The organism is Thalassospira lucentensis (assembly GCF_011806425.1).
Classification (GTDB): Bacteria; Pseudomonadota; Alphaproteobacteria; order Rhodospirillales; family Thalassospiraceae; genus Thalassospira; species Thalassospira lucentensis_B.
Window position 1 is genome coordinate 82,584 of the sequence record NZ_JAATOV010000007.1, and the last position, 22,686, is coordinate 105,269.

General features: G+C 52.3%; 18 protein-coding genes. 12 read left to right on the forward strand and 6 right to left on the reverse strand.

Annotated elements, in window-relative coordinates:
* Positions 1 to 70: 70 nt before the first annotated feature.
* Complete coding sequence (locus HCZ99_RS18520; protein ID WP_167448506.1) at positions 71 to 937, forward strand: N-formylglutamate amidohydrolase; 867 nt, start codon at positions 71 to 73, stop codon at positions 935 to 937.
* Positions 937 to 1,521 carry a GNAT family N-acetyltransferase gene (locus HCZ99_RS18525; protein WP_167448507.1) on the forward strand — a complete coding sequence of 195 codons (585 nt, stop codon included), beginning with the start codon at positions 937 to 939 and terminating at the stop codon, positions 1,519 to 1,521. The genes HCZ99_RS18520 and HCZ99_RS18525 overlap by 1 nt, the downstream gene beginning before the upstream one ends.
* A gap of 1,099 nt (positions 1,522 to 2,620) precedes the next feature.
* Here the strand turns inward: HCZ99_RS18525 and HCZ99_RS18530 are convergent.
* Entirely contained in the window at positions 2,621 to 3,445 is an 825-nt protein-coding gene (locus HCZ99_RS18530) for a GGDEF domain-containing protein (RefSeq protein ID WP_254869742.1), read from the reverse strand.
* On the opposite strand from HCZ99_RS18530, the gene HCZ99_RS20740 reads away from it, so the two are divergent.
* Positions 3,431 to 3,868, forward strand: coding sequence for a hypothetical protein (locus HCZ99_RS20740; RefSeq protein WP_254869743.1), 438 nt, complete (start codon positions 3,431 to 3,433; stop codon positions 3,866 to 3,868). The genes HCZ99_RS18530 and HCZ99_RS20740 overlap by 15 nt on opposite strands.
* 363 nt (positions 3,869 to 4,231) lie before the next feature.
* Here the strand turns inward: HCZ99_RS20740 and dgcA are convergent, their stop codons facing one another.
* Both dgcA and dgcN read right to left on the reverse strand, forming a co-directional pair.
* Positions 4,232 to 5,212: an N-acetyl-D-Glu racemase DgcA gene (gene dgcA / locus HCZ99_RS18535; RefSeq protein WP_167448508.1), complete on the reverse strand. Its 981-nt coding sequence runs from the start codon at positions 5,210 to 5,212 to the stop codon at positions 4,232 to 4,234.
* Between the two features lie 2 nt (positions 5,213 to 5,214).
* A complete protein-coding gene (gene dgcN, locus HCZ99_RS18540; RefSeq protein ID WP_167448509.1) occupies positions 5,215 to 6,219 on the reverse strand; it encodes an N-acetyltransferase DgcN in 1,005 nt (334 codons plus the stop codon).
* Between the two features lie 270 nt (positions 6,220 to 6,489).
* On the opposite strand from dgcN, the gene HCZ99_RS18545 reads away from it, so the two are divergent.
* The 5 genes from HCZ99_RS18545 to HCZ99_RS18565 all read left to right on the forward strand — a co-directional run bounded on the left by HCZ99_RS18545 (position 6,490) and on the right by HCZ99_RS18565 (position 12,584).
* On the forward strand, positions 6,490 to 7,839 hold the full coding sequence (locus HCZ99_RS18545) for a glutamine synthetase family protein (protein ID WP_167448510.1): 1,350 nt from the start codon (positions 6,490 to 6,492) through the stop codon (positions 7,837 to 7,839).
* A gap of 304 nt (positions 7,840 to 8,143) precedes the next feature.
* Positions 8,144 to 9,244: a polyamine ABC transporter substrate-binding protein gene (locus tag HCZ99_RS18550; RefSeq protein WP_167448511.1), complete on the forward strand. Its 1,101-nt coding sequence runs from the start codon at positions 8,144 to 8,146 to the stop codon at positions 9,242 to 9,244.
* Positions 9,245 to 9,661: 417 nt separating this feature from the next.
* Positions 9,662 to 10,828 carry an ABC transporter ATP-binding protein gene (locus HCZ99_RS18555; protein ID WP_167448512.1) on the forward strand — a complete coding sequence of 389 codons (1,167 nt, stop codon included), beginning with the start codon at positions 9,662 to 9,664 and terminating at the stop codon, positions 10,826 to 10,828.
* A complete protein-coding gene (locus tag HCZ99_RS18560; RefSeq protein WP_167448513.1) occupies positions 10,825 to 11,754 on the forward strand; it encodes an ABC transporter permease subunit in 930 nt (309 codons plus the stop codon). Before HCZ99_RS18555 ends, HCZ99_RS18560 begins: the two co-directional genes overlap by 4 nt.
* Positions 11,751 to 12,584, forward strand: a complete 834-nt coding sequence (locus HCZ99_RS18565) for an ABC transporter permease subunit (RefSeq protein ID WP_167448514.1) — start codon at positions 11,751 to 11,753, stop codon at positions 12,582 to 12,584. The genes HCZ99_RS18560 and HCZ99_RS18565 overlap by 4 nt, the downstream gene beginning before the upstream one ends.
* Before the next feature lie 103 nt (positions 12,585 to 12,687).
* Here the strand turns inward: HCZ99_RS18565 and HCZ99_RS18570 are convergent, their stop codons facing one another.
* A complete protein-coding gene (locus HCZ99_RS18570) occupies positions 12,688 to 13,404 on the reverse strand; it encodes a TetR family transcriptional regulator (protein ID WP_167448515.1) in 717 nt (238 codons plus the stop codon).
* 377 nt (positions 13,405 to 13,781) lie between these two features.
* Here HCZ99_RS18570 and HCZ99_RS18575 point away from each other — a divergent pair, with 377 nt between their 5' ends.
* Entirely contained in the window at positions 13,782 to 15,182 is a 1,401-nt protein-coding gene (locus HCZ99_RS18575; RefSeq protein ID WP_167448516.1) for a DUF898 family protein, read from the forward strand.
* A gap of 25 nt (positions 15,183 to 15,207) precedes the next feature.
* Positions 15,208 to 16,326: a M48 family metallopeptidase gene (locus HCZ99_RS18580; RefSeq protein WP_167448517.1), complete on the forward strand. Its 1,119-nt coding sequence runs from the start codon at positions 15,208 to 15,210 to the stop codon at positions 16,324 to 16,326.
* Here HCZ99_RS18580 and HCZ99_RS18585 read toward each other — a convergent pair.
* Positions 16,315 to 16,773 (reverse strand): Lrp/AsnC family transcriptional regulator, encoded by a 459-nt coding sequence (locus HCZ99_RS18585; protein ID WP_167448518.1) that lies wholly within the window; start codon positions 16,771 to 16,773, stop codon positions 16,315 to 16,317. The two genes, HCZ99_RS18580 and HCZ99_RS18585, sit on opposite strands and share 12 nt — an antisense overlap.
* A gap of 248 nt (positions 16,774 to 17,021) precedes the next feature.
* Between HCZ99_RS18585 and ald the strand changes: the two genes are divergently transcribed.
* A complete protein-coding gene (gene ald, locus HCZ99_RS18590) occupies positions 17,022 to 18,137 on the forward strand; it encodes an alanine dehydrogenase (protein WP_167448519.1) in 1,116 nt (371 codons plus the stop codon).
* Positions 18,138 to 18,234: 97 nt separating this feature from the next.
* Here ald and ilvD read toward each other — a convergent pair whose 3' ends face one another.
* Entirely contained in the window at positions 18,235 to 20,088 is a 1,854-nt protein-coding gene (ilvD, locus tag HCZ99_RS18595) for a dihydroxy-acid dehydratase (RefSeq protein WP_167448520.1), read from the reverse strand.
* 521 nt (positions 20,089 to 20,609) lie between these two features.
* Here ilvD and HCZ99_RS18600 point away from each other — a divergent pair.
* Positions 20,610 to 22,679, forward strand: a complete 2,070-nt coding sequence (locus HCZ99_RS18600) for a tetratricopeptide repeat protein (protein WP_167448521.1) — start codon at positions 20,610 to 20,612, stop codon at positions 22,677 to 22,679.
* The last annotated feature ends 7 nt before the right edge of the window (positions 22,680 to 22,686 follow it).

Genomic DNA, 22,686 nt, shown 5'->3' on the forward strand with positions numbered 1-22,686 from the left:
AGAGCCAATGAATTGAAACGCCGGATTATTATCAAGATACCGTCATTAGGGATGGACGCGACGAACGACAATGAACCAGTTGCCTTCGGAAATGGCCACAACCGGCCCTGCCACCGTTATCCTGCCTGCCCGGCAAACCTTGCCCGTGGTTTTTGCATCCCCGCATTCAGGACGGCAATATCCGCGCGACCTGATTGACAGCGCACGCATAGGCGCATTTGAACTGCGCGCATCCGAAGATGCCTATGTCGATCAACTGTTTGCCGCCGCCCCACAGATGGGCGCACCGCTTCTGTGTGCGACATTCCCACGCGCCTATGTGGATGTTAATCGCGGCGCGCTGGAGCTTGATCCACGCATGTTTGACGGCGAATTGCCCGCAGATGCCGAAATTCATTCAATGCGCGCCCTATCGGGCCTGGGATCGATCCCACGCGTGGTCAGCGGCGGGGTTGAGATTTATAAAACCCGCCTGCCCGTCGCCGAGGCATTTGATCGTATCGACACCTATTACCGACCTTATCACCGTGCGTTGCAAAACCTGATTGAGGCGACGCGCGATAACTTTGGCTACTGCATTTTGATTGATTGCCATTCGATGCCCGGCGATTCCGTCGACAGCATGAAGAACCGCGTTGATATGGTGCTTGGCGATTGCTATGGAAGTTCCTGCCACCCGTCATTGACACGGTTTGTCGATGATCGCATGCGCGATTTGGGCTTTGCCCCGTCGCATAATGATCCATATGCCGGGGGCTATTGCACACGCCATTATGGCCGCCCCTTGGAAAATGTGCATAGCCTTCAGATCGAGCTTGCCCGATCACTTTATATGGACGAAGCAACGATCACGCCGCACCGCGGATTTGACACCCTGCGCGAACAGATGACCCATCTGATTTCGTGCTTCCACGATCTTGACGGGAATCCGTTTTAATGACCAGCGCTGCGCCCACCGACGACAACACCCCCATCAGCGATTTGACCATTCGGGATGCAGAACCCGAAGATTTCGCACGCATTACAGAAATATACGGCCATCATGTTTTGCATGGCCTGGCATCCTTTGAAGAACGCGCACCGGAAATTGCCGAGCTAACATCGCGCTGGCAACATGTGCGCGAACGCGGCCTACCCTATCTGGTGGCAGAAGTTGACGGTCGGGTTGAGGGATTTGCCTATGCCGGGTCCTATCGCACACGCCCTGCCTATCGCTTTACGGTCGAAGACACGATCTATATCGCCCCAGACGTGGTCGGCAAAGGTGCGGGTCGCGCCTTGCTATCAGAATTGATTACGCGCTGTACAGCACTTGGATATCGCCAGATGGTCGCCGTCATCGGGGATTCCGCCAATGTCGCGTCCATTGGCCTTCATGCCCGGCTTGGCTTTCGCGTGGCGGGCACATTGCAGTCCGCGGGCTTTAAACTGGGCCGCTGGGTCGACAGCGTGATTATGCAGCGCGGACTTGGTGATGGTGACGGCAATTTCCCGGATGGCAACCCGAACCGGGAAAAATAAGAGCCCTTCGAACCGCACCAATCCAGCCCAGGACACGATCCAAGGCGTTTTCGCACTTCATCATGCGGGAACGCCTTTTTTCTGGGGTGAGCCGTCTGAACATTGATCGGTGCAAGACTTTCAGCCTGCGAAGCCAAACAGAATGCACGATCTACGAAAGCCACATCACCAAAGAAACCCCAGATTGATTTGCAATGCAGCATTTCGCGACGAGGGAAATCAAAGCATCCCACCAAGGGAATTGGCAGATCGCAAGATCAGCCTAAAACCCTGATTCCAGACAAAAAAAAGGCCGCCTATGAAAGCGGCCCAAGTCTAGGGAGGAAACGTCCAAGAAACGAGCGAACAAGTCGCTCGCCGGAATGCACTGCGTCCTACCGCAGCGCACAAATGGAGATTACTCATTTGCCGGGCGGGACGCAATAGCTTTTTGACTGTTTTTTTATCAAATTTATTTATGCACATTTTTTGATCAAAAATTCACATAACTGACACCGTTTCGAGCGGAAAGACCCCTTAATCCGGTTAATTTTTGATCATGCCCTAATCACAGGCAGCCATGACCAAACACTCCGAGAGGGGTAAAAAAGCCGAATCGATTCGTTAAATTTGGCGGATTTACTGGGATTCCGCAGATCAAGCGCCTGAAACGAATCCCATCTCAGCAAATAATCAAGGCAAACACCCTCAACAGGACGGGCAAAACCAAAAGACCGCGCCCTAACGATCAGACTGCACAGATGACCGGCGGTCATGGAATAAAGAACTAATAGATCCAATGTTATCCGATACTTAAGGATAAAATCGCCGCTCCGACAACACCTTCGTCATCCGGCATAGACCGCAAAGGCAGCACATTAACCGGAACACAGAAAATGCTCGTAACCGTGCACTGGCATCCAACCTGGAAAGAAAACCAGATGAGGACACCAGCCAGATTGGGATTGAAAGCGGGACGGAAGACAAGTGGACAGCATTCGACGGCATCAAGGCCGTGCGGCCGCAAACCGGCCTAGCGAAAGCATAGGCAGGATACCGTCACCCAAGATAGACCAATAAATATGCCAGAAAGGAACACCACAGCCGCCAGAACAACGAACTAGTTCAAAGGCTGGTTAGCAGGACCACCGCCGGGCTGAGCTGATTTACCAGCAGCCATAGCACGACCATCCGCTGCAACAGACGTTTTGCGGCCAGAAAGCTCGCCGGCGATCATATCATCATGATCACGGCGTCTTTTGGCGTCATACATCCGCTGATCAGCGAGATCGATCAGATTTTGCGGCATGGCAATCGCATCTTCAAGGCGCTCAGCCACGCCTACACTCCCGCGCTGCACCTTACCCGCGCCCAAGCTTGCAAGCCCTGGCGTCATGACACGATCAAGAATACCTTCTGCATGCGCGGTATCCACTTCTGGCAAGAGCACAAGAAACTCTTCCCCACCCCATCGCACGACCATATCTGACAGTCGAAACCGGCTGATCAGGCTTTTGCCCACCTCGGCCAAAATGCGGTCACCGTAATCGTGCCCATTGCGATCATTGATCTGCTTAAAATCATCCAGATCGATAAAGGCGACGGTATAAGGCACATTTTTGCGCACCGCGTTGTCAAACGTGACCCGCATCATTTCCAAACCAAAGGCACGGGTAAAGCACCCCGTCAGCGGATCAAATGCGACCTCTTGTGCGGCAACAATTGTGCGATAAAACTGCACCAATGACGACATAATCGCGAGCGGCAGCAGCACCGCCAAAATCATTTCAAGCGCAACAAATCCGGTGGCCAAGGTCACCTGCGATGCAATACCCAGCAAAACCAAAATCGGCAAGGACAAAATCCCCGCCTCAACCAAGGTGAGCGGCATGATGGCGATCATCAACACCAGCCCCAGCAAAAGGAAGCTATGGGTACTGAACATACGCTGCGTTGCGAGCGGGTCCGCGGGCGCAAGCAGACTGAGCAAGCAAACTGCGAGCAGCAGCATAAACATCGGGAGATATGGAAAATGCCGCCGCATCCGCGCACTGACCGCGCGATTAAAAATCACCGCAAGCGAAACCCCCGCAACCAGCAGGCGCATCATAAAGGTTTGCGAACCCCACATCCGCGCATCATAAACCCCATCCCAAACAGGGATAATGATCAGCAGAGCAAAAACAAAAATGGCGGCAAAACGGGCGGTGAGCTGGATGGATTCTTTGCGGCGCAGGTGCAATATCTCTGCATGGCGCGGCGTGTACAGAAAATCCCTGTAGCGACACCGCAACAGCCCTACGCGACGCTGACTATCTATGGTGGAACAAGGCAGCACGCAAAAGAGCTCCAATTACAAAGATTTTGAGAGCCAACGGCTCCTTAAAAACGTTCACCATGTTTCCCTTATTTAACCGCAGATACAACTATCCTTAAGAAGGGCAAGGACGGAAATATCGAGACCAAATCAAGAAAATCACAAACGAAAACGACTCAAGTCACTGATATGAAATGATATTTAATACATTATTTTATACTAAATCAAATAGAATTAATTTACCTTTCAGTGATTTTAGCCCTGCGAGGGCCAAATCCGCCCACGCGTTACCCATAAAAAAATGCGGCATGCCAAGAAAGCATGCCGCATCAACGATTCATTTGATCTGAACAACCGAGCCTTAAGACAGATTGAGCCGCCCCCACCGCAGCGAAACGCACCGCGGCTAGATGACTAGCCCCAAAGCTCTCGGTCAGGCAATCCCATGACACCGTTGTCAAATTTCAGACCGTGCTCACGGTCTTTTGCCATCCAGATCGGACCATCAAGATCCACAATGCGCGATTTCGCACCAATGATCATGGCCGGTGCCATCGCAAGCGACGTGCCGACCATACAGCCGGTCATCAATTGAAGACCCGCCTTGGTTGCGGCCTCGGCCAACTCAAGCGCGCCGGTCAAGCCGCCGGTTTTGTCGAGCTTGATGTTGATCATGTCATAGAGATTGGCCAGACGCGGAATGTCGGCAATCGTATGAACAGACTCATCCGCACACAACAGAACCGGGCAATCGATGCTGATCAAACCATCATCCTGCCCGGCAGGCAGGGGCTGTTCGATCATTTCAACGCCAAGCGCATCAAGTTCCGCGCCGATATCGGCAAGAAGCTCTATCGACCAGGCTTCGTTGGCATCCACAATGATGCGAGATTTTGGCGCACCTTCACGAACGGCACGCACCGATTCCAGCACATTTTCGCCATTCAGCTTTACCTTAAGCAAAGGGGCTGATGCGATCTTGCGGGCAGCTTCACGCATGTTATCGGGCGTATCGATGCTCAGCGTTTCGGCTGTGACCACACCTTCTGGTGCTGGGCACTCGGCCAATTCCCATGCACGACGGCCATAACGCTTGGCTTCAAGGTCCCAGTAGGCACAGTCAACTGCATTCCGTGCAGCGCCGGCTTTCATGGCATCCTGAAGTTCTTTGCGCGTCATGCCACGTGACAAGGCATCGGCCTGGGCCTCGATATCGGCGATGACGCCGTCGACGGTTTCATCATACCGCGCATAGGGAACACATTCCCCATACCCGGTATGTTCACCGTCTGACAGTGTCACCTTGACCACATGTGCCTCGGTCCGTGCCCCGCGCGAAATTTTAAAAACCTGCGCAAGGGGGAAGACTTCGGAAATCACACTAAGCTGGGGCAAGATTAAATCTCCTGCAGCTTATCAACGATGGACGCAACGCCGGTACGCACCGGATCAACTGCTGGCAAACCGAACTCGGCTTCGACATCTGCCAGAAGCTTGGTCGCAGCGGCATCATCAAGCGCCTTGGTGTTGATTGCAAAACCAACAACAACGCAATCTGGGTTGGTCAGGCGTGCATGCTGAAGGTTTACTTCCATGCAGGTTTTCAGATCCGGCAATTTATAGCCTGGAAGACCGCGCATATGTTCACGGGTCGGCTCATGACAAACCACAAGGGCGTCCGGCTGCGAACCATGAATAAGCCCCATGGTCACACCAGAGAACGACGCGTGGAACAAGCTGCCCTGCCCTTCGATGGCATCCCAGTGATCCGGATCATTTGCCGGTGCAATGGCTTCGACCGCACCAGAAATAAAGTCAGAAATCACCGCATCAACAGAGATACCTTCGCCTGCGATGAAAATACCGGTCTGGCCGGTCGCACGGAAGTCAGACTTCATGCCGCGTTTTTTCATTTCGGCATCAAGGGCCAGCGTGGTGTACATTTTACCGACCGAGCAATCCGTGCCAACAGCCAGAACACGCTTACCAGAACGCTTTTCGCCGTTACCGACAGAAACCTTGCCGTCGAAGTGACGAACATCAAACAGGCTGACACCTTTGGCCTTGGCCGCATCAACCAGTTCGGGGATCGTGGTCAGACGGGTGTGCAGGCCATTGGCAATGTCCATGCCCGCATCAATTGCCGCCAACAATGTTTCCATCCATGCCGGGCCAATAATCCCGCCACGGTTAGCAACACCAAGAACCAGCGTTTTAACGCCAGCTGCCTTTGCTTCGGCAATCGACATTTCCGGCAAACCAAGATCGGCCTTACAGCCCGGCAAGCTCAGCTGCGCAACGCACCATTCCGGGCGCCACTGCTTAATGCCAATAGCGGTTTTTGCAGCCAGTTCATCCGGCGCATCACCAAGAAACATAAGATAGGGATGATTGATTTTCATAATACCTCCTTGACCAGCATCCAAACGGTGCCCTTATAATCTGGAGCAGTTATAGCGCAATATGGTGGAAGCGTTCCAGATATATGAATTGATATATTCGACGATACACTCGATATTTCGACTATAATTCGACAATACGGACTAAAAAGAAAATAAAATACAAAACTATTTGAAGACCAACATCCTTTCTTGTGAATTTTGTCGGGAATGGCCCGAAAAACGCAAGAAAATGCAATTTTGAAGGACTGGCGTGAAAGCGCCCGACTACATATGAGCACCGATCTCAAGAAGTGGCTATCTGAGCGAAAAATCGAAGAAGTCGAATGCATTGTGCCGGACATGTCAGGGGTGGCCCGGGGCAAGGTTTTGCCAACACAGAAGTTTCTGCGCGGGCTTGAGGCCAAAAGCCTCGCCATTCCCGAGGCGATTTTCTGTCTGACGGTAACGGGCGGATACCCCGAAGAAACCGATGCATTCCTTGATCCGGCCGAAAAAGACGTGGTCATGGTACCCGATCCGGAAACGATCCGAGTCGTGCCGTGGTACGAAGAACCCACCGCCCAAATCATCTGCGACTGCTACCATTTTTCGGGTGAAGAAGTTTCAATTTCGCCGCGCGGCGTTCTTAAGCGTGTTTTGCGCGCCTTTGAAGAACGCGGCATGAGCCCGATCATCGCCCCCGAGCTTGAATTTTATCTGGTGGCGAAAAACACCGATCCGGACAACCCGCTTGAACCGCCAATCGGCCGATCAGGACGCCCGGAACGCGCATCGAACGCATTTGGTATTGATGCCATCAATGAATTCGATCCGCTGATCGAAGACCTGTACGATTATTGCGAAGCCATGGATATCGATGCCGATACCATGAGCCACGAATCGGGTCCGGCCCAGCTTGAAATGAACTTCAATCACGGCACCCCGCTGGAACTGGCCGATCAGGCTTTCCTGTTTAAGCGTACTTTGCGTGAAACAGCCTTGAAGCACGGCGTGTATGGCACATTCATGGCCAAACCGATGGGCAACCAGCCGGGCAGCTCGATGCATATCCATCAAAGCTTGCTCGACATCAAAACAGGCAAGAACCTGTTTGCCGATGATGACGGCGAAAATTCGAAAATGTTCTTAAACTATATCGGTGGCCTGCAACGTTACTTGCCTGCTGCCATGCCGCTTTTGGCGCCGAACATGAACAGTTATCGCCGTTTGCAGCCTTGGTCGGATGCCCCGATCAATATGCATTGGTCACTTGATAACCGCACTGTCGGCCTTCGCCAGCCAAACGGCCCGGCCGCCGCACGACGAATTGAAAACCGCCTTCCGGGGGCAGATGCCAACCCGTATCTGGCGGTTGCCGCGTCCCTTGCCTGTGGTCTTTTGGGGATTATCGAAGAAGTCGACCCGACCTCGCCGATCGAAGGATCTGGCTATGACCGGGCACATTCCCTGCCCCGTCACATCCACGAAGCATTGGCGAAATTCCATCGCTGCAAACCCCTTAAAGAGCTTTTGGGCGAAGAATTCGCCACCGCTGTTATCGCAGTTAAAGAAGCCGAGTGGGATGCCTATCAGACCGTGATTAGCGCATGGGAGCGTGAGCACCTTCTGCTGAACGTGTAACGTGACATTCAACTATGCCCAATTGAATATTGCGCCGGGGAATCCAACCCGGCGCAATATTGTTGCAATTAAACTGCCTAAATTTTCACAAGATGCGAAACATGCTTAATTTTCCATCTTATGTTTGACAATATCATGCCTTATTCGAAGGATACGAGTGTCTTGGGAGAAAATTTAGGATGTTTAATGTTCATCCATGCAGGCCGAGAAAGATGATTTTTGGGTCCGCATGGGTCGAAGGTTGGGTGTCTTAAAGACAGGACTTTCAATATTTCAAACGCTGCCATATGGGAGGCTCAGCGAAATGAAAACTCTTCTTACAACTTCCAGCCTTGTTGTGCTTGCCTCCATCGGCTTTGCCGGTGGCGCATCCGCACAAGATGAGCTGAATGTCTATAACTGGTCTGACTATATTGGCGAAGACACGGTTGCCAATTTTGAAAAAGAATACGACGTAAAGGTCAATTACGACGTCTTTGACAGCAACCAAGTCGTCGAAGCCAAACTTCTGGCTGGCAATTCGGGCTATGACGTTGTTGTTCCGACCCTTGCCGATGCGCAGCGCCTGATCGCCGCGGACATTTTCCAGAAAATTGATAAATCGAAACTGGAAAACTTTGGCAATCTGGATCCAGTGATCCTGAGCCAGACCGCGAAATACGATCCGAACAATGATTATGCGGTTCCCTACCTTTGGGGTACGAACGGTTTTGGGTATAACGTTGCCAAGGTCAAAGAGGTTCTTGGCGATGATGCACCGCTTGATAGCTGGGCAATGATTTTTGACCCGAAATATGCGGAACCGCTTTCGAAATGTGGCCTGACGATGCTCGACGATCCAGGCGAGATTGTGCCGCTGGTCAACTTCTATCTGGGCAACTTGCCAGAAGGCAAGCCGACCAAGGAAAGCATCGAAAGTGCGATGGCCCAACTTGAAAAAGTGCGCCCATACGTCACCTATTTCCACAGCTCGCAGTACATCAATGACCTTGCCAACGGCAATGTCTGCATATCTGTAGGCTGGTCTGGTGATGTCGGACAGGCCGCGGCACGCGCCGCCGAAGCAGAGAATGGCAACGAGATCAAATACGTGATCCCGAAAGAAGGAACACTGATCTGGTTTGACACCATGATGATCCCCAAAGATGCCCCGCACCCGGATTTGGCGCATAAATTCATCGATTACGTTCTGCGTGCCGACGTTGGTGCGGACCTTGCGAACTATGTCGAATATGCCAGCCCGAACGAAGCGGCGATGCCAAACATCCGAGACGACCTGAAATCTGATCCGGGCGTGTATCCGACCCAGGAAGTAAAAGAACGTCTGCGGTCAAAAGTCGAACCGGATCCGCGCGAACTGCGCACCCGTACCCGTCTTTGGACCAAAGTTAAAACCGGTCAATAAGACCAGTTTGACAGACACAATTCCCGGTTGGCCGCACATCCAAACCAACCGATGAAATCTGATAAGGGCGCGGTACAAACCGCGCCCTTTTTGACATCAGGTTGCGACAGATGTGACTCGTAAAAACTCCAACCCGATGGCGCAATATCGCCATCACTCCCTAGCCGCTTAGAGCCGCTAAAATTGCCCATTTTCTGAACACCAACAGGTCATTTACTGCCGTTTTTTGGGGCAAACGTAACTTGTTGTTCAAAATATCGCACACCCCTCTTTACAGATTGTAGAATTGCTTCATCCTGTTATTTGGAAAGGATCGATGCGTCGACGCCAAGCACATGCACCAAAGAATGTGCAGTTGATTAACTGGGGCGGCGTGCCCGATGATTTCGGTTCGTGCAGACAATCAACAATGGGAGAATGCCGGTGCCACAGGGGGCTTTGGAAAGCGCATATGAGGATGTGCACAAGACACAGCCTTGGAACAATCCCGACGCGGTTCCTTTTATCCGCTTTGAGAATGTAACCAAGAAATTTGGTGATTTTTACGCTGTGGACGATGTGTCTTTTGACATTTATCGTCATGAGCTTTTTGCCCTTTTGGGCGGATCAGGGTGCGGTAAAACCACACTTTTACGCATGTTAGCCGGGTTCGAAGAACCAACTGCAGGCAAAATTTATATCGACGGTGTCGATATGTCGGGCGTGCCCCCTTACGAACGCCCAACCAACATGATGTTCCAGTCCTATGCCCTTTTCCCGCATATGAGTGTCGAGCAAAATGTTGCCTTTGGCCTTTTACAGGATGGCGTGTCGCGCACGGAAACCAAACAGTTGGTTGCCGACATGCTGGCCCTTGTGCAAATGAGCAAATTTGCCAAACGCAAGCCCCATCAGCTTTCAGGTGGTCAGCGTCAGCGCGTTGCATTGGCAAGGTCACTGGTTAAACGCCCCAAAGTTCTTTTGCTCGATGAGCCGCTTGGCGCGCTTGATAAAAAACTGCGTGAACAGACCCAGTTTGAACTGGTCAATATTCAGGAAAAAGTCGGCACGACCTTTGTCATGGTGACCCATGACCAAGAAGAAGCGATGACCATGGCATCGCGCATTGCCGTGATGAATGAAGGTGTCATCAATCAGATCGGAACCCCGTTTGAACTTTATGAATATCCCAACAGCCGCTATACCGCGAACTTCCTGGGCCAAGTAAATTTGGTCGAGGGTGTTTTGGTTGATGATGATGAAAAATATGCCGTCATAAAATCAGACGAAGGTGGCTGCGATATTTACATCGACCACGCGGTTCAAGGCCATCAAGGCATGACATTCTGGGCGGCGCTTCGCCCTGAACGTTTGCGCCTGACCAAGGAACCACCAGAAAACACCAAATATAACTGCATGTCGGGCAAGGTCGAAGAAATCGGCTATCTTGGTGGGCTTTCGACCTATCATGTGCTTCTTGCCAGCGGCAAACGCATCAAGGTAACTGAACCCAACTTCACCCGCCAAATTGAACCGCGTTACACGTGGGAAGATACGGTGTGGGTATCGTGGGAGGCCGGGGCTGCTTCGGTTCTAAGTAAATGAGCGGTGACAAATTAACCCTGAAACAAAAGTTTGATCGCTGGATGATCAAACACGGCCGTGTGCTGGTGATCGGCCTTCCGTATTTTTGGCTGTTTCTGTTTTTCCTGGTGCCATTCCTGATCGTTTTAAAGATCAGCTTTGCCACGGCAGAATACGCCCAGCCACCTTATAGCGCGCTGTTTAGCTGGATCGATGAAGGCATTACGATCACGCTGAATTTTGGCAACTATCTGTTCCTGTTATCTGACAGCCTATATGCCACCGCATATCTTAACTCGATCCGGATTGCGGCCATATCGACGATCATAACGCTTCTGATCGGCTATCCGATGGCTTATGGCATCGCACGCGCCAGCGGGACTGTGCGCAGTGTCCTTTTGATGCTGGTGATTTTGCCGTTTTGGACGAGTTTCCTGATCCGTGTGTATGCCTGGATCGGCATCCTTGACCGCGAAGGTTTGATCAACGCGTTCTTGCTGTGGACCGGGATCATCACCGAGCCGCTGATCATGCGCCAAACCGAAGGCGCGGTTTATATTGGTATTGTTTACACCTATTTACCGTTCATGATCCTGCCACTGTATTCCACCTTGGAAAAGATGGATGTCAGCCTGATTGAGGCAGCACTTGATCTTGGATGTAAACCTTGGAAGGCATTCCTGAAAATTACCCTGCCCTTGTCTATGCCGGGTATTTTGGCCGGATCGCTTTTGGTGTTTATCCCCGCTGTTGGCGAATTCGTCATCCCGGAACTTCTGGGTGGACCAAACACCTTGATGATCGGGCGGACCTTGTGGAACGAATTCTTTGCCAACCGTGATTGGCCAATCGCATCGTCTGTGGCGATTGCAATGCTGGTGTTCCTGGTGGTTCCGATTATGTGGTTCCAGCACATCCAATCCAAGCAGGAGGAAGGCCAGTCATGAGTGGTAAAAGATCAACCTTCCTGATTTCGGCATTGGTATTTGGCTTTGCCTTTCTGTATGTGCCCATCCTGCTTGTGATGATTTACTCCTTTAACGAGGGGAAACTTGTCACGGTTTGGACAGGGTTCTCGACCAAATGGTATGTGTCGTTATTTTCCAATGACGGCATGATCGATGCCGCTTGGAACAGCCTGCGCATCGGGGTGATGTCGGCGACCTTGGCCCTTGCCCTTGGCACGCCTGCTGGTCTTGTAATGTCCCGGTTTGGGCGGTTCAAAGGACGCACCCTGTTTTCGGGCATGATCGCCGCACCGCTTGTCATGCCCGAAGTCATCACCGGTCTTTCGTTGCTGTTATTGTTTGTGACACTGGAACAAATGATTGGCTGGCCAGCGGGACGTGGCATTTCGACAATCACGATTGCGCATACAACATTCTGCGCGGCCTATGTCGCGGTTGTGGTGCAGTCGCGCCTGTCGGGTATGGATACATCGGTTGAAGAAGCCGCCATGGACCTTGGGGCGAAACCGGCAAAGATTTTCTTTGTCATTACGTTGCCCATGATCCTGCCTGCCCTTTTAGCCGGATGGCTATTGTCGTTCACTCTGTCACTTGATGACCTGGTGATCGCAAGCTTTGTGGCCGGTCCCGGATCGACGACACTGCCGATGAAGGTTTTTTCATCGGTACGACTTGGCGTATCACCGGAAATCAACGCGCTGGCGACTTTGATCATTCTGGCCGTGTCGGCCATGATCCTGCTTTCCAGCTTGTTGATCCTGCGGTCCGAACGCAACCGAAGCCGCGCGTCAGCACAGGCAGAAAGCTAATCGCGCGACAGCGACCGGCAATGAGACACCCCAACAAAAAAGCAGCGCCCGATATATTGGGCGCTGCTTTTCGTTTTAGGGGTAAATTTATCGTCGATTTGGTTTAGCTGACTGTCGCGTTTTCTTTGGCACGGCGCATCATTTCACGGCATTGCATGCCCGGTGCGACAACCTGCCAATAGGTTACAACGGCTTCTTCTGCGGACTCTGCAAAATCAATGATCAAGCTGTTGAGCGCATTTTGCTCCATCAGGTTTTTGACCCGATCAGGAAGCCGTGACATCTGCCACAGCCCCATCACCAATGCGTAAGATGACCGCATCAACTTATTGGCTTCGAGTGGCGTAATATCATAAAGCTCGGCCAAGGCATCGGCGGTACGTTTGACCATGGATGCCAAAAAACGTCTGTGGCCGACGACCATTTCATCATCAGAACCTGATTCCAAAACCCCTTGCGACAATGAAGCAAGCGACAGGAATTTTTCATTTTGGACGAGATAATCAACAAATTGCCGCGCAACCCGTGTTGAATCGCGATCTTCGGGCCGACGCAATGCTTCTTGGTCAATAATATCAAGATTGTTTTCGAACCAACCTTTCTGAAAATGCCGAAGCACTTCAAGAAACAGTGATTCCTTGCTTGAAAAATAAAGGTACAAAGTCCCCTTCGCGAGGTTTGCACGACGTGCAACCTCTGCGGCGGACGGCAATGTACCGTCACCTTCAAGGTACAATTCGCGTGCGGCCTCAAGAATATCCGCACGGCGTTTTAGTTTTTGCTCATGGCTACGCGCCCGAACAAGATTCTCTTGTTCCATTAAATGTTCTCCCCCAACATTTTCCCCTAAGAGATATTATTGCATGTTAATTCACCCCAAAGTCAAATAAGACAAACTGACTACGCAAACAAATGGCGTAAAAACGCAGAAAACTGCTACTTTCTGGCTAAAAAATTGCCAAATACAAATGAATTAAGTTCATATCGTGTCCAGTTGCGTGTTTCGAAATGGACAAAATCGGTATTTTTGTACGGTTCTTTATGCGAGTCGTTCATGACCAAAGGTTAGCTAAAGCTATTCTTATTGGGGGGTGCGCATCGGGACAAAGTTGGTTAAAACCAATTTTGGGAAATGGACATCTGAAAAATCAGAGCCCCCAAACAACAAAAGAAACATAACCGAGCAACCGAGGACACATGAGTACGCAAAACACTGGACCGGAAAAAGACGGTCCGCAGACACCTGTACCTGACAACGCGCCATCTGGCAGCGCAGATACCGGAACAGACACCGCCCCACAGGCCGCGGCACCGCAAAACAGCACCGAAGCCCAAAATCAGTCGGCGGCTGCCAACAGCATGGCCCCTGCTGGCACGGGCGATACGCAACCACCTGTTCCCGGCGCACCATTCGGTCGCGAATATGCGGGCGGCGGATCTGGCACCATTTCCTATTCCGGGCGCTGGCAAGACGTTCTGAAACTGTGCTGCTGGAACACGTTGTGGACCATTCTGACTTTCGGGATTTTCCGGTTCTGGGCGAAAACGCGCATGCGTCGCTATATCTGGAGCAACACCATCATTGACGGTGATGCCCTTGAATATACCGGCCGCGGACTTGAGCTGTTTCTTGGCTTTGTGATTGTCACGATCATTTTAGTGCCGGTTATCTTGGTGATTAACTTTGCTGCTACGATGTTGCCGCCGGAACTGATGGTCATTCCGGTCATTGCGATCTATGTAGCACTTGGCTTTTTGGTCTTTGTCGCAGTGTATCGGGCAGTCCGATACCGCCATAGCCGGACATTCTGGCGTGGCATTCGTGCGCGACTGGGCGGCTCAGCATTTAAATATGCCCTGATCGGCTTTGGCACCACGATCGTAACGGTGTTGTCACTGGGTATTCTGGCACCGCTTAGCTTTATCGCCACCACCCGCTATGAAACCGACAACACGTGGATCGGCGAGACACAAGCGCACTTTACCGGTACGTTTGGCGCAACATTCAAACGCTGGATCAAGAGTTGGTTGATTGTGGCTGTCGTGATCGCCGCAGTCGTTGGCGTGTCGATTGCGGCAACAAACGCAAACATCATCTGGCTTCCGCCGGTGTTTGGCATCATCGCCTATCTCGCGATTGCGTTTATTTTCGTAAGTTACCGCGTTTGGTTGATCCGCTATCAAGCCGAATGCACCGAAATGGGGTCGATCCGTTTTTCAAGCGACCTTCAAACATCGCAATATATCAAGATCATCCTGCGCTTCTTGGGCTTGTCTCTGGTCGTTATGGTTGTTGCGGTTTTGTTGATGCTGGCGTTCGGCGGGTTTGCTGCACTTAAAATGATCGGTTCTGGTTATGCCACCGATCCGCAGCAGGTTCTGATGGCGTTTATCCCGCTATTCATCGTCATGCTTTTGATCGCGCCGTTCTTTAACATCATGTCCTTTACCTTCCTCGTTCATTCGGTGTTGGCGGCGACCATTTCGTCACTGGATTATGATGGTGAAATCACCGATCTTCATGCCGATGCGCACAACCAGAACATCCCGCGCACGGGCGAAGGATTGGCCGAGGCATTTGACCTTGGTGGTATTTAAACCAACTTGGCTTAACGGATGAGATATGAGCTTTAACGCCCCTGCCCGTTATTTTGACGGAAAGACATCCGCGGCCCAAAACGTCACGGTCATCATTGATGACCGTGACGTCATCCTTTGTAAGGACGGCAACCTTGGCGATGCATTTGCCACACTCAGCCGCCGCGATTTATTGCTGTGTGAAAAGCCCCATGCCAACAGCCCGCTTCGTCTGCGTCGTTTGCGCGATGACGGTATGCGCATTGTGTTTGCCAAAGAAGACGCCAAAACTGTTGGGGATATTTTGTGCCAAGGCCCTGTGCCCGTTGCCGTTGATGAGGCATCAGGTCGCGCCATCACCCGCCTGACGGTTGGCATCATTGGATTTACCGCATTGGTGGGATTGGTCATCTGGCTTGCGGTTCCGGTCGCGGCACAGATTTTTGCCGACCTTTATCCAAAACAATCTGAAATCGCGATGGGCAAATCTGCCCGTGATCAAATTTTGTATACGCTTGGAAAACTCGATGACGATTTTGAAGTTTGCGAGCCAACCGACCAAGCCTATGACGCTGTCGATAAAATCATAACCCAACTGGGTACGAACACGCCGCTTGGATATGACTATGAGGTCACATTCGTGCGCAGTGACATTCCCAATGCTCTTGCCCTGCCTGGCGGTCAAATATTGGTGTTTTCGGCCCTTACCGACATCATGGACAGCCCAGAAGCCTTTACCGGGGTTTTGGCGCATGAAATCGGCCATAGCGAGATGCGCCACGGATTGCGCAACCTGTTTGCCAACAGCGCCATCACACAGTTAATCCGCTTGATCAGTGGCGGTGCAATGATTTTCCCAGCCGAGCTTGCCTTAAAACAGGGCTACACCCGCGGCATGGAACGCGAAGCAGATGCGTTTGCCCTCGACAGCATGCAACGTGCCAATATCCGCACCACAGACACAGCCATCCTTTTCGCAAAGCTTCGCGACATGATGGAAAAGGATCACGGGGGGGTGGATTTACCCGAAATGCTGAGCTCCCACCCGGATATGAATGCGCGTATCACCCTGTTTGAAAATGCCACCGCAACCGGCACGGTTCAGATTGATGCCGCCGAATGGCAGTCCTTAAAAACAGTCTGCGACGATGAGTCAGACGGGTAATTCGGTCGTGCGTTTCACTTCACGCAGCGTAATGACCGTCTGAACGCGTTCGACCCCCGGAAGCTGGGTTAATACTTCGCTGTGGATGCGTTCGTAATCGCCGGTGTCGCTATAGACCACATGCACCAGATAGTCGCTTTGGCCCGCCAATAGATAGCATTCCACCACTTCGGGGACTTTCTGAACTTCTTTTTCAAAGGTTTCCAACGCTTCGCGGGTTTGGCGCGTGATGGAAATATTGACGAACGCGTTGCCCGGCTTGCCGATGCGGGCCGGGTTGAGCAACATCGTGTAATGATCAATGAAACCGGCTTCTTCGAGAAGACGCACACGGCGCAGACATGCCGATGCTGACAGGTTCACTTTTTCCGCCAGCTCAGCATTGCTGATACGACCATCTCGCTGCAGCAACCGCAGGATCATGCGATCACGTTCATCAATCTGCATTTCGAATATTCCCCTGACAACATGGCTATTCTTTAAAATTATCTAGCAATGATAGCATCAAAATCACAGTGAATTGAAGATTAATTGCCCGAAATTTCGGCTATCATGCATAATCAACAAAAAGAAGGCGTAAAACGCCAATATAACAAGGTGTGATGCGGTGTTTAAACCGTGCAAAGCACTTGGGCCCCGCCGGACCATACCGGGGGAAAGGCCGACGACCACCACATACGTCGGGAGAAAACGTAATGCTGATTGGTGTTCCGAAAGAAATCAAAAACCATGAATATCGCGTGGGATTAACCCCGGTCTCGGTCCGGGAAATCACCACGCATGGACATAAAGTGATCATCGAAACCGGTGCCGGCGCGGGCATTGGCTGCAGCGATGAGGATTACATCGCCGCTGGTGCGCAAATAGTTGAAACCGCATCAGAAATTTTTGCCACCGCCGAGATGTTGGTCAAAGTCAAAGAACCGCAAAAAGTCGAATATGAACAACTGCGTGACGGGCAGTTACTGTTTACGTATTTGCATTTGGCGCCGGATCCCGACCAAACTGCCGGGCTTTTAAAATCCGGTGTAACGGCAATTGCCTATGAAACCGTGACGGACCGCAATGGCGGCTTGCCGCTTTTGGCACCGATGTCCGAAGTTGCCGGTCGCATGGCACCACAGGTTGGCGCCGCAGCCCTGCAAAAGGCCAATGGTGGACGCGGTATGTTGCTTGGGGGTGTTCCCGGTGTTGCCCCGGCCAAGGTCGTTGTCATTGGCGGCGGTGTTGTTGGCACCAATGCGGCCCGGATCGCCGCTGGCATGGGGGCCGATGTCACGATCCTTGATCGCAATATCAAACGCCTGACCTATCTGGATGATTTGTTTGGCCCACGCATCAAAACCCAATATGCCACGATCGATGATACCGAGGCACTCGTCTACGAGGCAGATATGGTGGTGGGCGCGGTTTTGATCCCGGGGGCCGCCGCGCCAAAACTGATCCATCGCGATCAGTTGGCCCAGATGAAACCCGGCTCCGTCATTGTGGATGTGGCGATTGATCAGGGCGGCTGCTTTGAAACATCCAAAGCCACCACCCACGCCGACCCGACCTATATCGTTGACGAGGTGGTGCATTATTGCGTTGCCAATATGCCTGGTGCCGTGGCCCGTACATCGACCTTCGCACTCAATAACGCCACCCTGCCCTTTACCTTGGCCCTTGCCAATAAAGGCTGGAAGCAGGCCTGTCAGGATGATCCACATTTGGCGGCCGGTCTAAATGTTCATGCCGGACAGGTAACCTACAAAGCTGTGGCAGATGCGTTGGGATATGAGCACGCGCCGCAGGACAAAGTTCAGATCTAAGCTGGCACCGCAGATAGAGGCCGATTAGGCAGACAAAACAAAAGGGAGCCCCCATTGGAGGCTCCCTTTTTTAATCAAATCATAAACGCGGTCTGTCTTAGAATTCGACCTGCGTCACGTCGCGAACCGCACCTTTATCCGCACTGGTTGCCATGGCGGCGTAGGCGCGAAGGGCGGTTGTGACTTTGCGTTTGCGCGGTTTCTCTGGGCGCCAGGCTTCTGGGCCTTTGGCTTCCATGTCCTTACGACGCGCGGCCAGAACAGAATCGTCAACCACGATCTTGATCGAGCGATTAGGGATGTCGATTTCAATCACATCGCCCGGTTCGACCAGTGCGATATCCCCACCAGCCGCGGCTTCGGGGGAAACGTGACCGATGGAAAGCCCAGATGTCCCGCCCGAGAAACGGCCGTCCGTAATCAATGCACAGGCCTTGCCAAGCCCCATCGATTTCAGATAGCTGGTCGGATAGAGCATTTCCTGCATGCCCGGACCACCTTTCGGGCCCTCATAGCGAATAACAACAACGTCGCCTTCTTTGACCTCACCGCCGAGAACCTTGGCAACGGCTTCGTCCTGACTTTCGCAAATCACGGCCGGGCCGGTGAATTTCAGGATGCTTTCATCCACACCGGCTGTTTTAACGACGCAGCCATTGGTTGCCATGTTACCAAACAGAACCGCAAGACCACCATCCTGGCTGTAAGCATGCTCGACATCGCGGATACAGCCGTCCTTTTCGTCCATATCAAGGTCATCCCAATAGCGTTCCTGACTGAACGCAGTTTGGGACGGCACCCCACCCGGCATCGCGCGGAAGAACTTATGAACGGCTTCGTCCTTGGTGCGACGGATATCCCATTTTTCAAGGGCATCAGCCATGGTTTTGGAATGCACTGTTGGTACGTCCGTATGCAGCAACCCACCGCGTTCAAGTTCACCCAGAATACGCATGATACCACCGGCACGATGGACGTCTTCCATGTGATAAAGCGGATGGGATGGTGCGACCTTGGACAGGTGCGGGATTTTGCGTGACATGCGGTCCATGTCAGACATGGTAAAGTCGACTTCAGCTTCGCGTGCAATGGCCAACAGGTGAAGCACCGTGTTGGTCGACCCACCCATGGCGATATCAAGCGCCATGGCATTTTCAAATGCATCAAAGGTCGCAATGCCGCGTGGGGTCGCAGTGATGTCGTCTTCTTCGTAATAACGACGTGCAAGCCGGACCGAGGTACGGGCCGCTTCAAGGAACAGCTCCTTACGCGCCGCATGCGTTGCCAGCACCGAGCCATTGCCCGGCAGCGCAAGACCAAGCGCCTCGGCCAAGCAGTTCATCGAGTTGGCGGTAAACATGCCAGAGCATGACCCACAGGTCGGGCAAGCAGAACGCTCAACCGTTGCAACTTGCTCGTCCGAGATGTTCGGATCGGCAGCCTCAACCATCGCATCAACCAGATCAAGATGGCGTTCTTTGCCATCGATGGTGACCTTACCGGCTTCCATCGGGCCACCGGACACAAACACAGCCGGCACGTTCAGGCGCATTGCAGCCATCAACATACCCGGGGTGATTTTGTCACAGTTTGAAATGCAAACAATCGCATCCGCGCAATGGGCATTGACCATATATTCAACGGAATCAGCAATGATTTCGCGTGACGGCAAGCTATAAAGCATACCGTCATGGCCCATCGCGATGCCGTCATCAACAGCAATCGTGTTGAATTCCTTGGCAACACCACCGGCAGCTTCGATTTCACGCGCGACCATCTGACCAAGGTCTTTAAGATGCACGTGACCCGGCACGAACTGGGTGAAGCTGTTGACGACCGCGATGATCGGTTTGTCGAAATCTTCGTCTTTCATTCCAGTGGCGCGCCATAGGCCGCGCGCACCGGCCATGTTACGACCATGTGTTGTTGTACGGGACCGATATTCCGGCATGGAAGAACCTCTCTAATTCGCGGTGTAAGTTTCTTTATATGACTGCGGTTCTAGCACAGTCTTGGCGCAGTTTGACAGTTTTTTGCCCGAAAATTTCATCATATTCCAGCATATGGCACGATTAATACCAAAGCGCCTGATTTGACGTCTTCCTCCTTCGTAATGACGTGCAATTGCGGGCCGATACCCCACCCCTGGCGAGCCTACCCTACCTATCCGTAAGACCCAGAATACTATCCCATTAGATAGGAGACCTGAATAGAGTGAGACCATATCTTAAAGATCGATTATCGCCGCCAGGCGATTCTCCCACTCCCATTCTCGCCCCGGGCCTTCGAAGGTTCGGGGTTTTTTTTGCCCAAAATCCGGCCTATCTGGCAACCGCCTTAAAACTCCATGCTTTAAAGGCGCAGCGGAACCCTTTAATGTCTTTAAGCATTTAGATTGTCGTGGTTTTAGCAAAGCCACACACTGCAAATAGTTTATTCCCAGACCAACACAAGGCGGAGCAGCCCCGATCCATGTCCGACAAACTAAAGACACTGTTGCGACGCGGACTGAGTGCCCACGAAGGGCGCCGCCCCGAAGAAGCTGAGAAAATCTATCGTCAGGCACTCGACCTTGAACCGGGAAATCCAGAGGCAGAGCACCTTCTGGCGACATTGCTAACAAGTGAGGGACGTTACGGCGAGGCCCTTGATCTGTTTGACAGCTGCCTGACACGATTTGGCGCCAACCCAGCGGCACGGTGCAATTACGCCATTGCCCTTGAAAGCTCCGGCCAGGTCGAAAAGGCGATTGATCAGTTTCGCCAAGCGATCAGTTATCATGGCGACTTTCCAACCGCCCTTTATCACCTGGCCCGGCTTGAATTGCCGCGCGGACATCTTGGCCAATCTGTTGATCTGTTAGGGCGACTTTTAGGGCTTCAACCCAACCATTTTGAAGGACTACTTCTTTTTGGCGAAGCGTTGCATGCGCTTGACCAAGAAGAAGCCGCGTTAAAATCGCTGGAGCACGCCGCCGAGGCAGCAGGCATTACCCCGGTCATGATTGGCCGTGTTGCGGCGATGTTATTGCGCCTTGGGTATCCCAAACCGGCCCAACATCTTTATCAACGCGCACTAAGCATTGATCCGAAATTTGTTCCGGGTTTGCGCGGATTGGGTCAGGCACTTGCCCATCAGGGACAGTATGCCAAGGCAATCGCGCTTTTGCGCACCGCAAGACAACTGACCAAAGACACGGTCGAGATTGATCTGGTTCTGGCTGATATCATGCTAAAATGCGGCGATGTGGACGAAACCATCGCAACACTTGAAGCGGTCCTTAAAAAACACCCCGACAATGTTAACGCTGATAGCATTCATCTGCGATCATTGGCCAAGCAATCAAGCACAGACGGGGCAGCGTTTTGCAAGGCAGCGAAAAACTGGGCCAAAAATCATATGCCCATCGCGGCACAGCCGGATTTTGCCAATAGCAAACAAACCGACAAACGATTACGCATTGGCTGGATTTCGCCGTTCTTTTCCGACCATCCCTCGTTTAAGCTTTTGGGCCCGCTTGCACGCAATTTGAATCGCAACGATGTTGAGCTGTTTTTATATTCGGCCACACCGCGCCCCGACCGGGTGACCCATTCCTGGCAAATCATGGCAGATGGTTGGCGGGAGGTATTTGGTCAGGACCCGATGCATATCGCCGACCGCATTCGTAAGGACAAGATCGATATCCTGATTGATTTGTGCGGCCCCCACCCGGCCCAGCCAATAGAAGTGTTCGCCCTGCATGCGGCCCCCGTTCAGGCCAGCATCGCACCAAACACAACCGGCATGCCCCAGATGGATTATCTGATCGGGCATAAGGATATTTTCGACGGCAAGCTTCCCAGCAATAAATTGCTGACAGAAAAGCCGCAAGCGCTTGCATTCGGGCCGTATCTACCGGGCGAGTTTGATCAGGCAAGCCCGATATCGCCCCTTCCAGCAGCCGTCGGGGATGTGATCCGATTTGGCTGCATCGACCGTCTTGCGCATATCAGTGAAGACACGCTGATGTGCTTTGCACGCATTTTGAATAAGGTCGCGAACAGTCGCATCGTTGTTCAGGACGACGTTCTTGAAGATTCCTATGCCGCCAAGACGTTTCTGGATCGGGCCCGCCAAGCCGGGATAAATCGCGATAAGCTGGACCTTGCAGGGCGCATTGCGCCAGAAGATCGCGCCGCGTTCTATGCCCAGATCGATATTGGATTGGCACCGTTTCCGGCAATATGTCTTGAAAACCATTTCGAAATGCTTTGGCACGGGGTGCCGTTTGTGTCCTTGGCTGGCGAGCTTCCGGGATCGCGGATCGGGCTGGCGCTTTTAAGTGATATCGGTCTTGCAGCCCTTTGCGCGCATACCGAAAAAGGCTATGTCGATAAATGCGTTATGCTGACCGCCGACGTAACAGCGCTTGGCAGCATTCGCGAAAACATGCGTGATCGCCTGCAAGACAGCAAAGCCCTGCATGCGCCAGCAGTTGCCCGCGAATTTGAGGATGCCTGCCGCGACATGTGGCAAAACTGGTGTCAGGAAAACAGATAAAACACTG

Bases quoted from the DNA above. Each gene is read 5' to 3' on its own strand.
- HCZ99_RS18525 (WP_167448507.1), top strand. From the start codon at position 937: ATGACCAGCGCTGCGCCCACCGACGACAACACCCCCATCAGCGATTTG.
- HCZ99_RS18520 (WP_167448506.1), top strand. From the start codon at position 71: ATGAACCAGTTGCCTTCGGAAATGGCCACAACCGGCCCTGCCACCGTT.
- HCZ99_RS18565 (WP_167448514.1), top strand. From the start codon at position 11,751: ATGAGTGGTAAAAGATCAACCTTCCTGATTTCGGCATTGGTATTTGGC.
- HCZ99_RS18600 (WP_167448521.1), top strand. From the start codon at position 20,610: ATGTCCGACAAACTAAAGACACTGTTGCGACGCGGACTGAGTGCCCAC.
- HCZ99_RS18575 (WP_167448516.1), top strand. From the start codon at position 13,782: ATGAGTACGCAAAACACTGGACCGGAAAAAGACGGTCCGCAGACACCT.
- HCZ99_RS18560 (WP_167448513.1), top strand. From the start codon at position 10,825: ATGAGCGGTGACAAATTAACCCTGAAACAAAAGTTTGATCGCTGGATG.
- dgcN (WP_167448509.1), bottom strand. From the start codon at position 6,219: ATGAAAATCAATCATCCCTATCTTATGTTTCTTGGTGATGCGCCGGAT.
- HCZ99_RS20740 (WP_254869743.1), top strand. From the start codon at position 3,431: ATGGGTACTGAACATACGCTGCGTTGCGAGCGGGTCCGCGGGCGCAAG.
- HCZ99_RS18530 (WP_254869742.1), bottom strand. From the start codon at position 3,445: ATGTTCAGTACCCATAGCTTCCTTTTGCTGGGGCTGGTGTTGATGATC.
- HCZ99_RS18585 (WP_167448518.1), bottom strand. From the start codon at position 16,773: ATGCAGATTGATGAACGTGATCGCATGATCCTGCGGTTGCTGCAGCGA.
- ilvD (WP_167448520.1), bottom strand. From the start codon at position 20,088: ATGCCGGAATATCGGTCCCGTACAACAACACATGGTCGTAACATGGCC.
- HCZ99_RS18545 (WP_167448510.1), top strand. From the start codon at position 6,490: ATGAGCACCGATCTCAAGAAGTGGCTATCTGAGCGAAAAATCGAAGAA.
- HCZ99_RS18555 (WP_167448512.1), top strand. From the start codon at position 9,662: ATGCCGGTGCCACAGGGGGCTTTGGAAAGCGCATATGAGGATGTGCAC.
- HCZ99_RS18570 (WP_167448515.1), bottom strand. From the start codon at position 13,404: ATGGAACAAGAGAATCTTGTTCGGGCGCGTAGCCATGAGCAAAAACTA.
- HCZ99_RS18580 (WP_167448517.1), top strand. From the start codon at position 15,208: ATGAGCTTTAACGCCCCTGCCCGTTATTTTGACGGAAAGACATCCGCG.
- ald (WP_167448519.1), top strand. From the start codon at position 17,022: ATGCTGATTGGTGTTCCGAAAGAAATCAAAAACCATGAATATCGCGTG.
- HCZ99_RS18550 (WP_167448511.1), top strand. From the start codon at position 8,144: ATGAAAACTCTTCTTACAACTTCCAGCCTTGTTGTGCTTGCCTCCATC.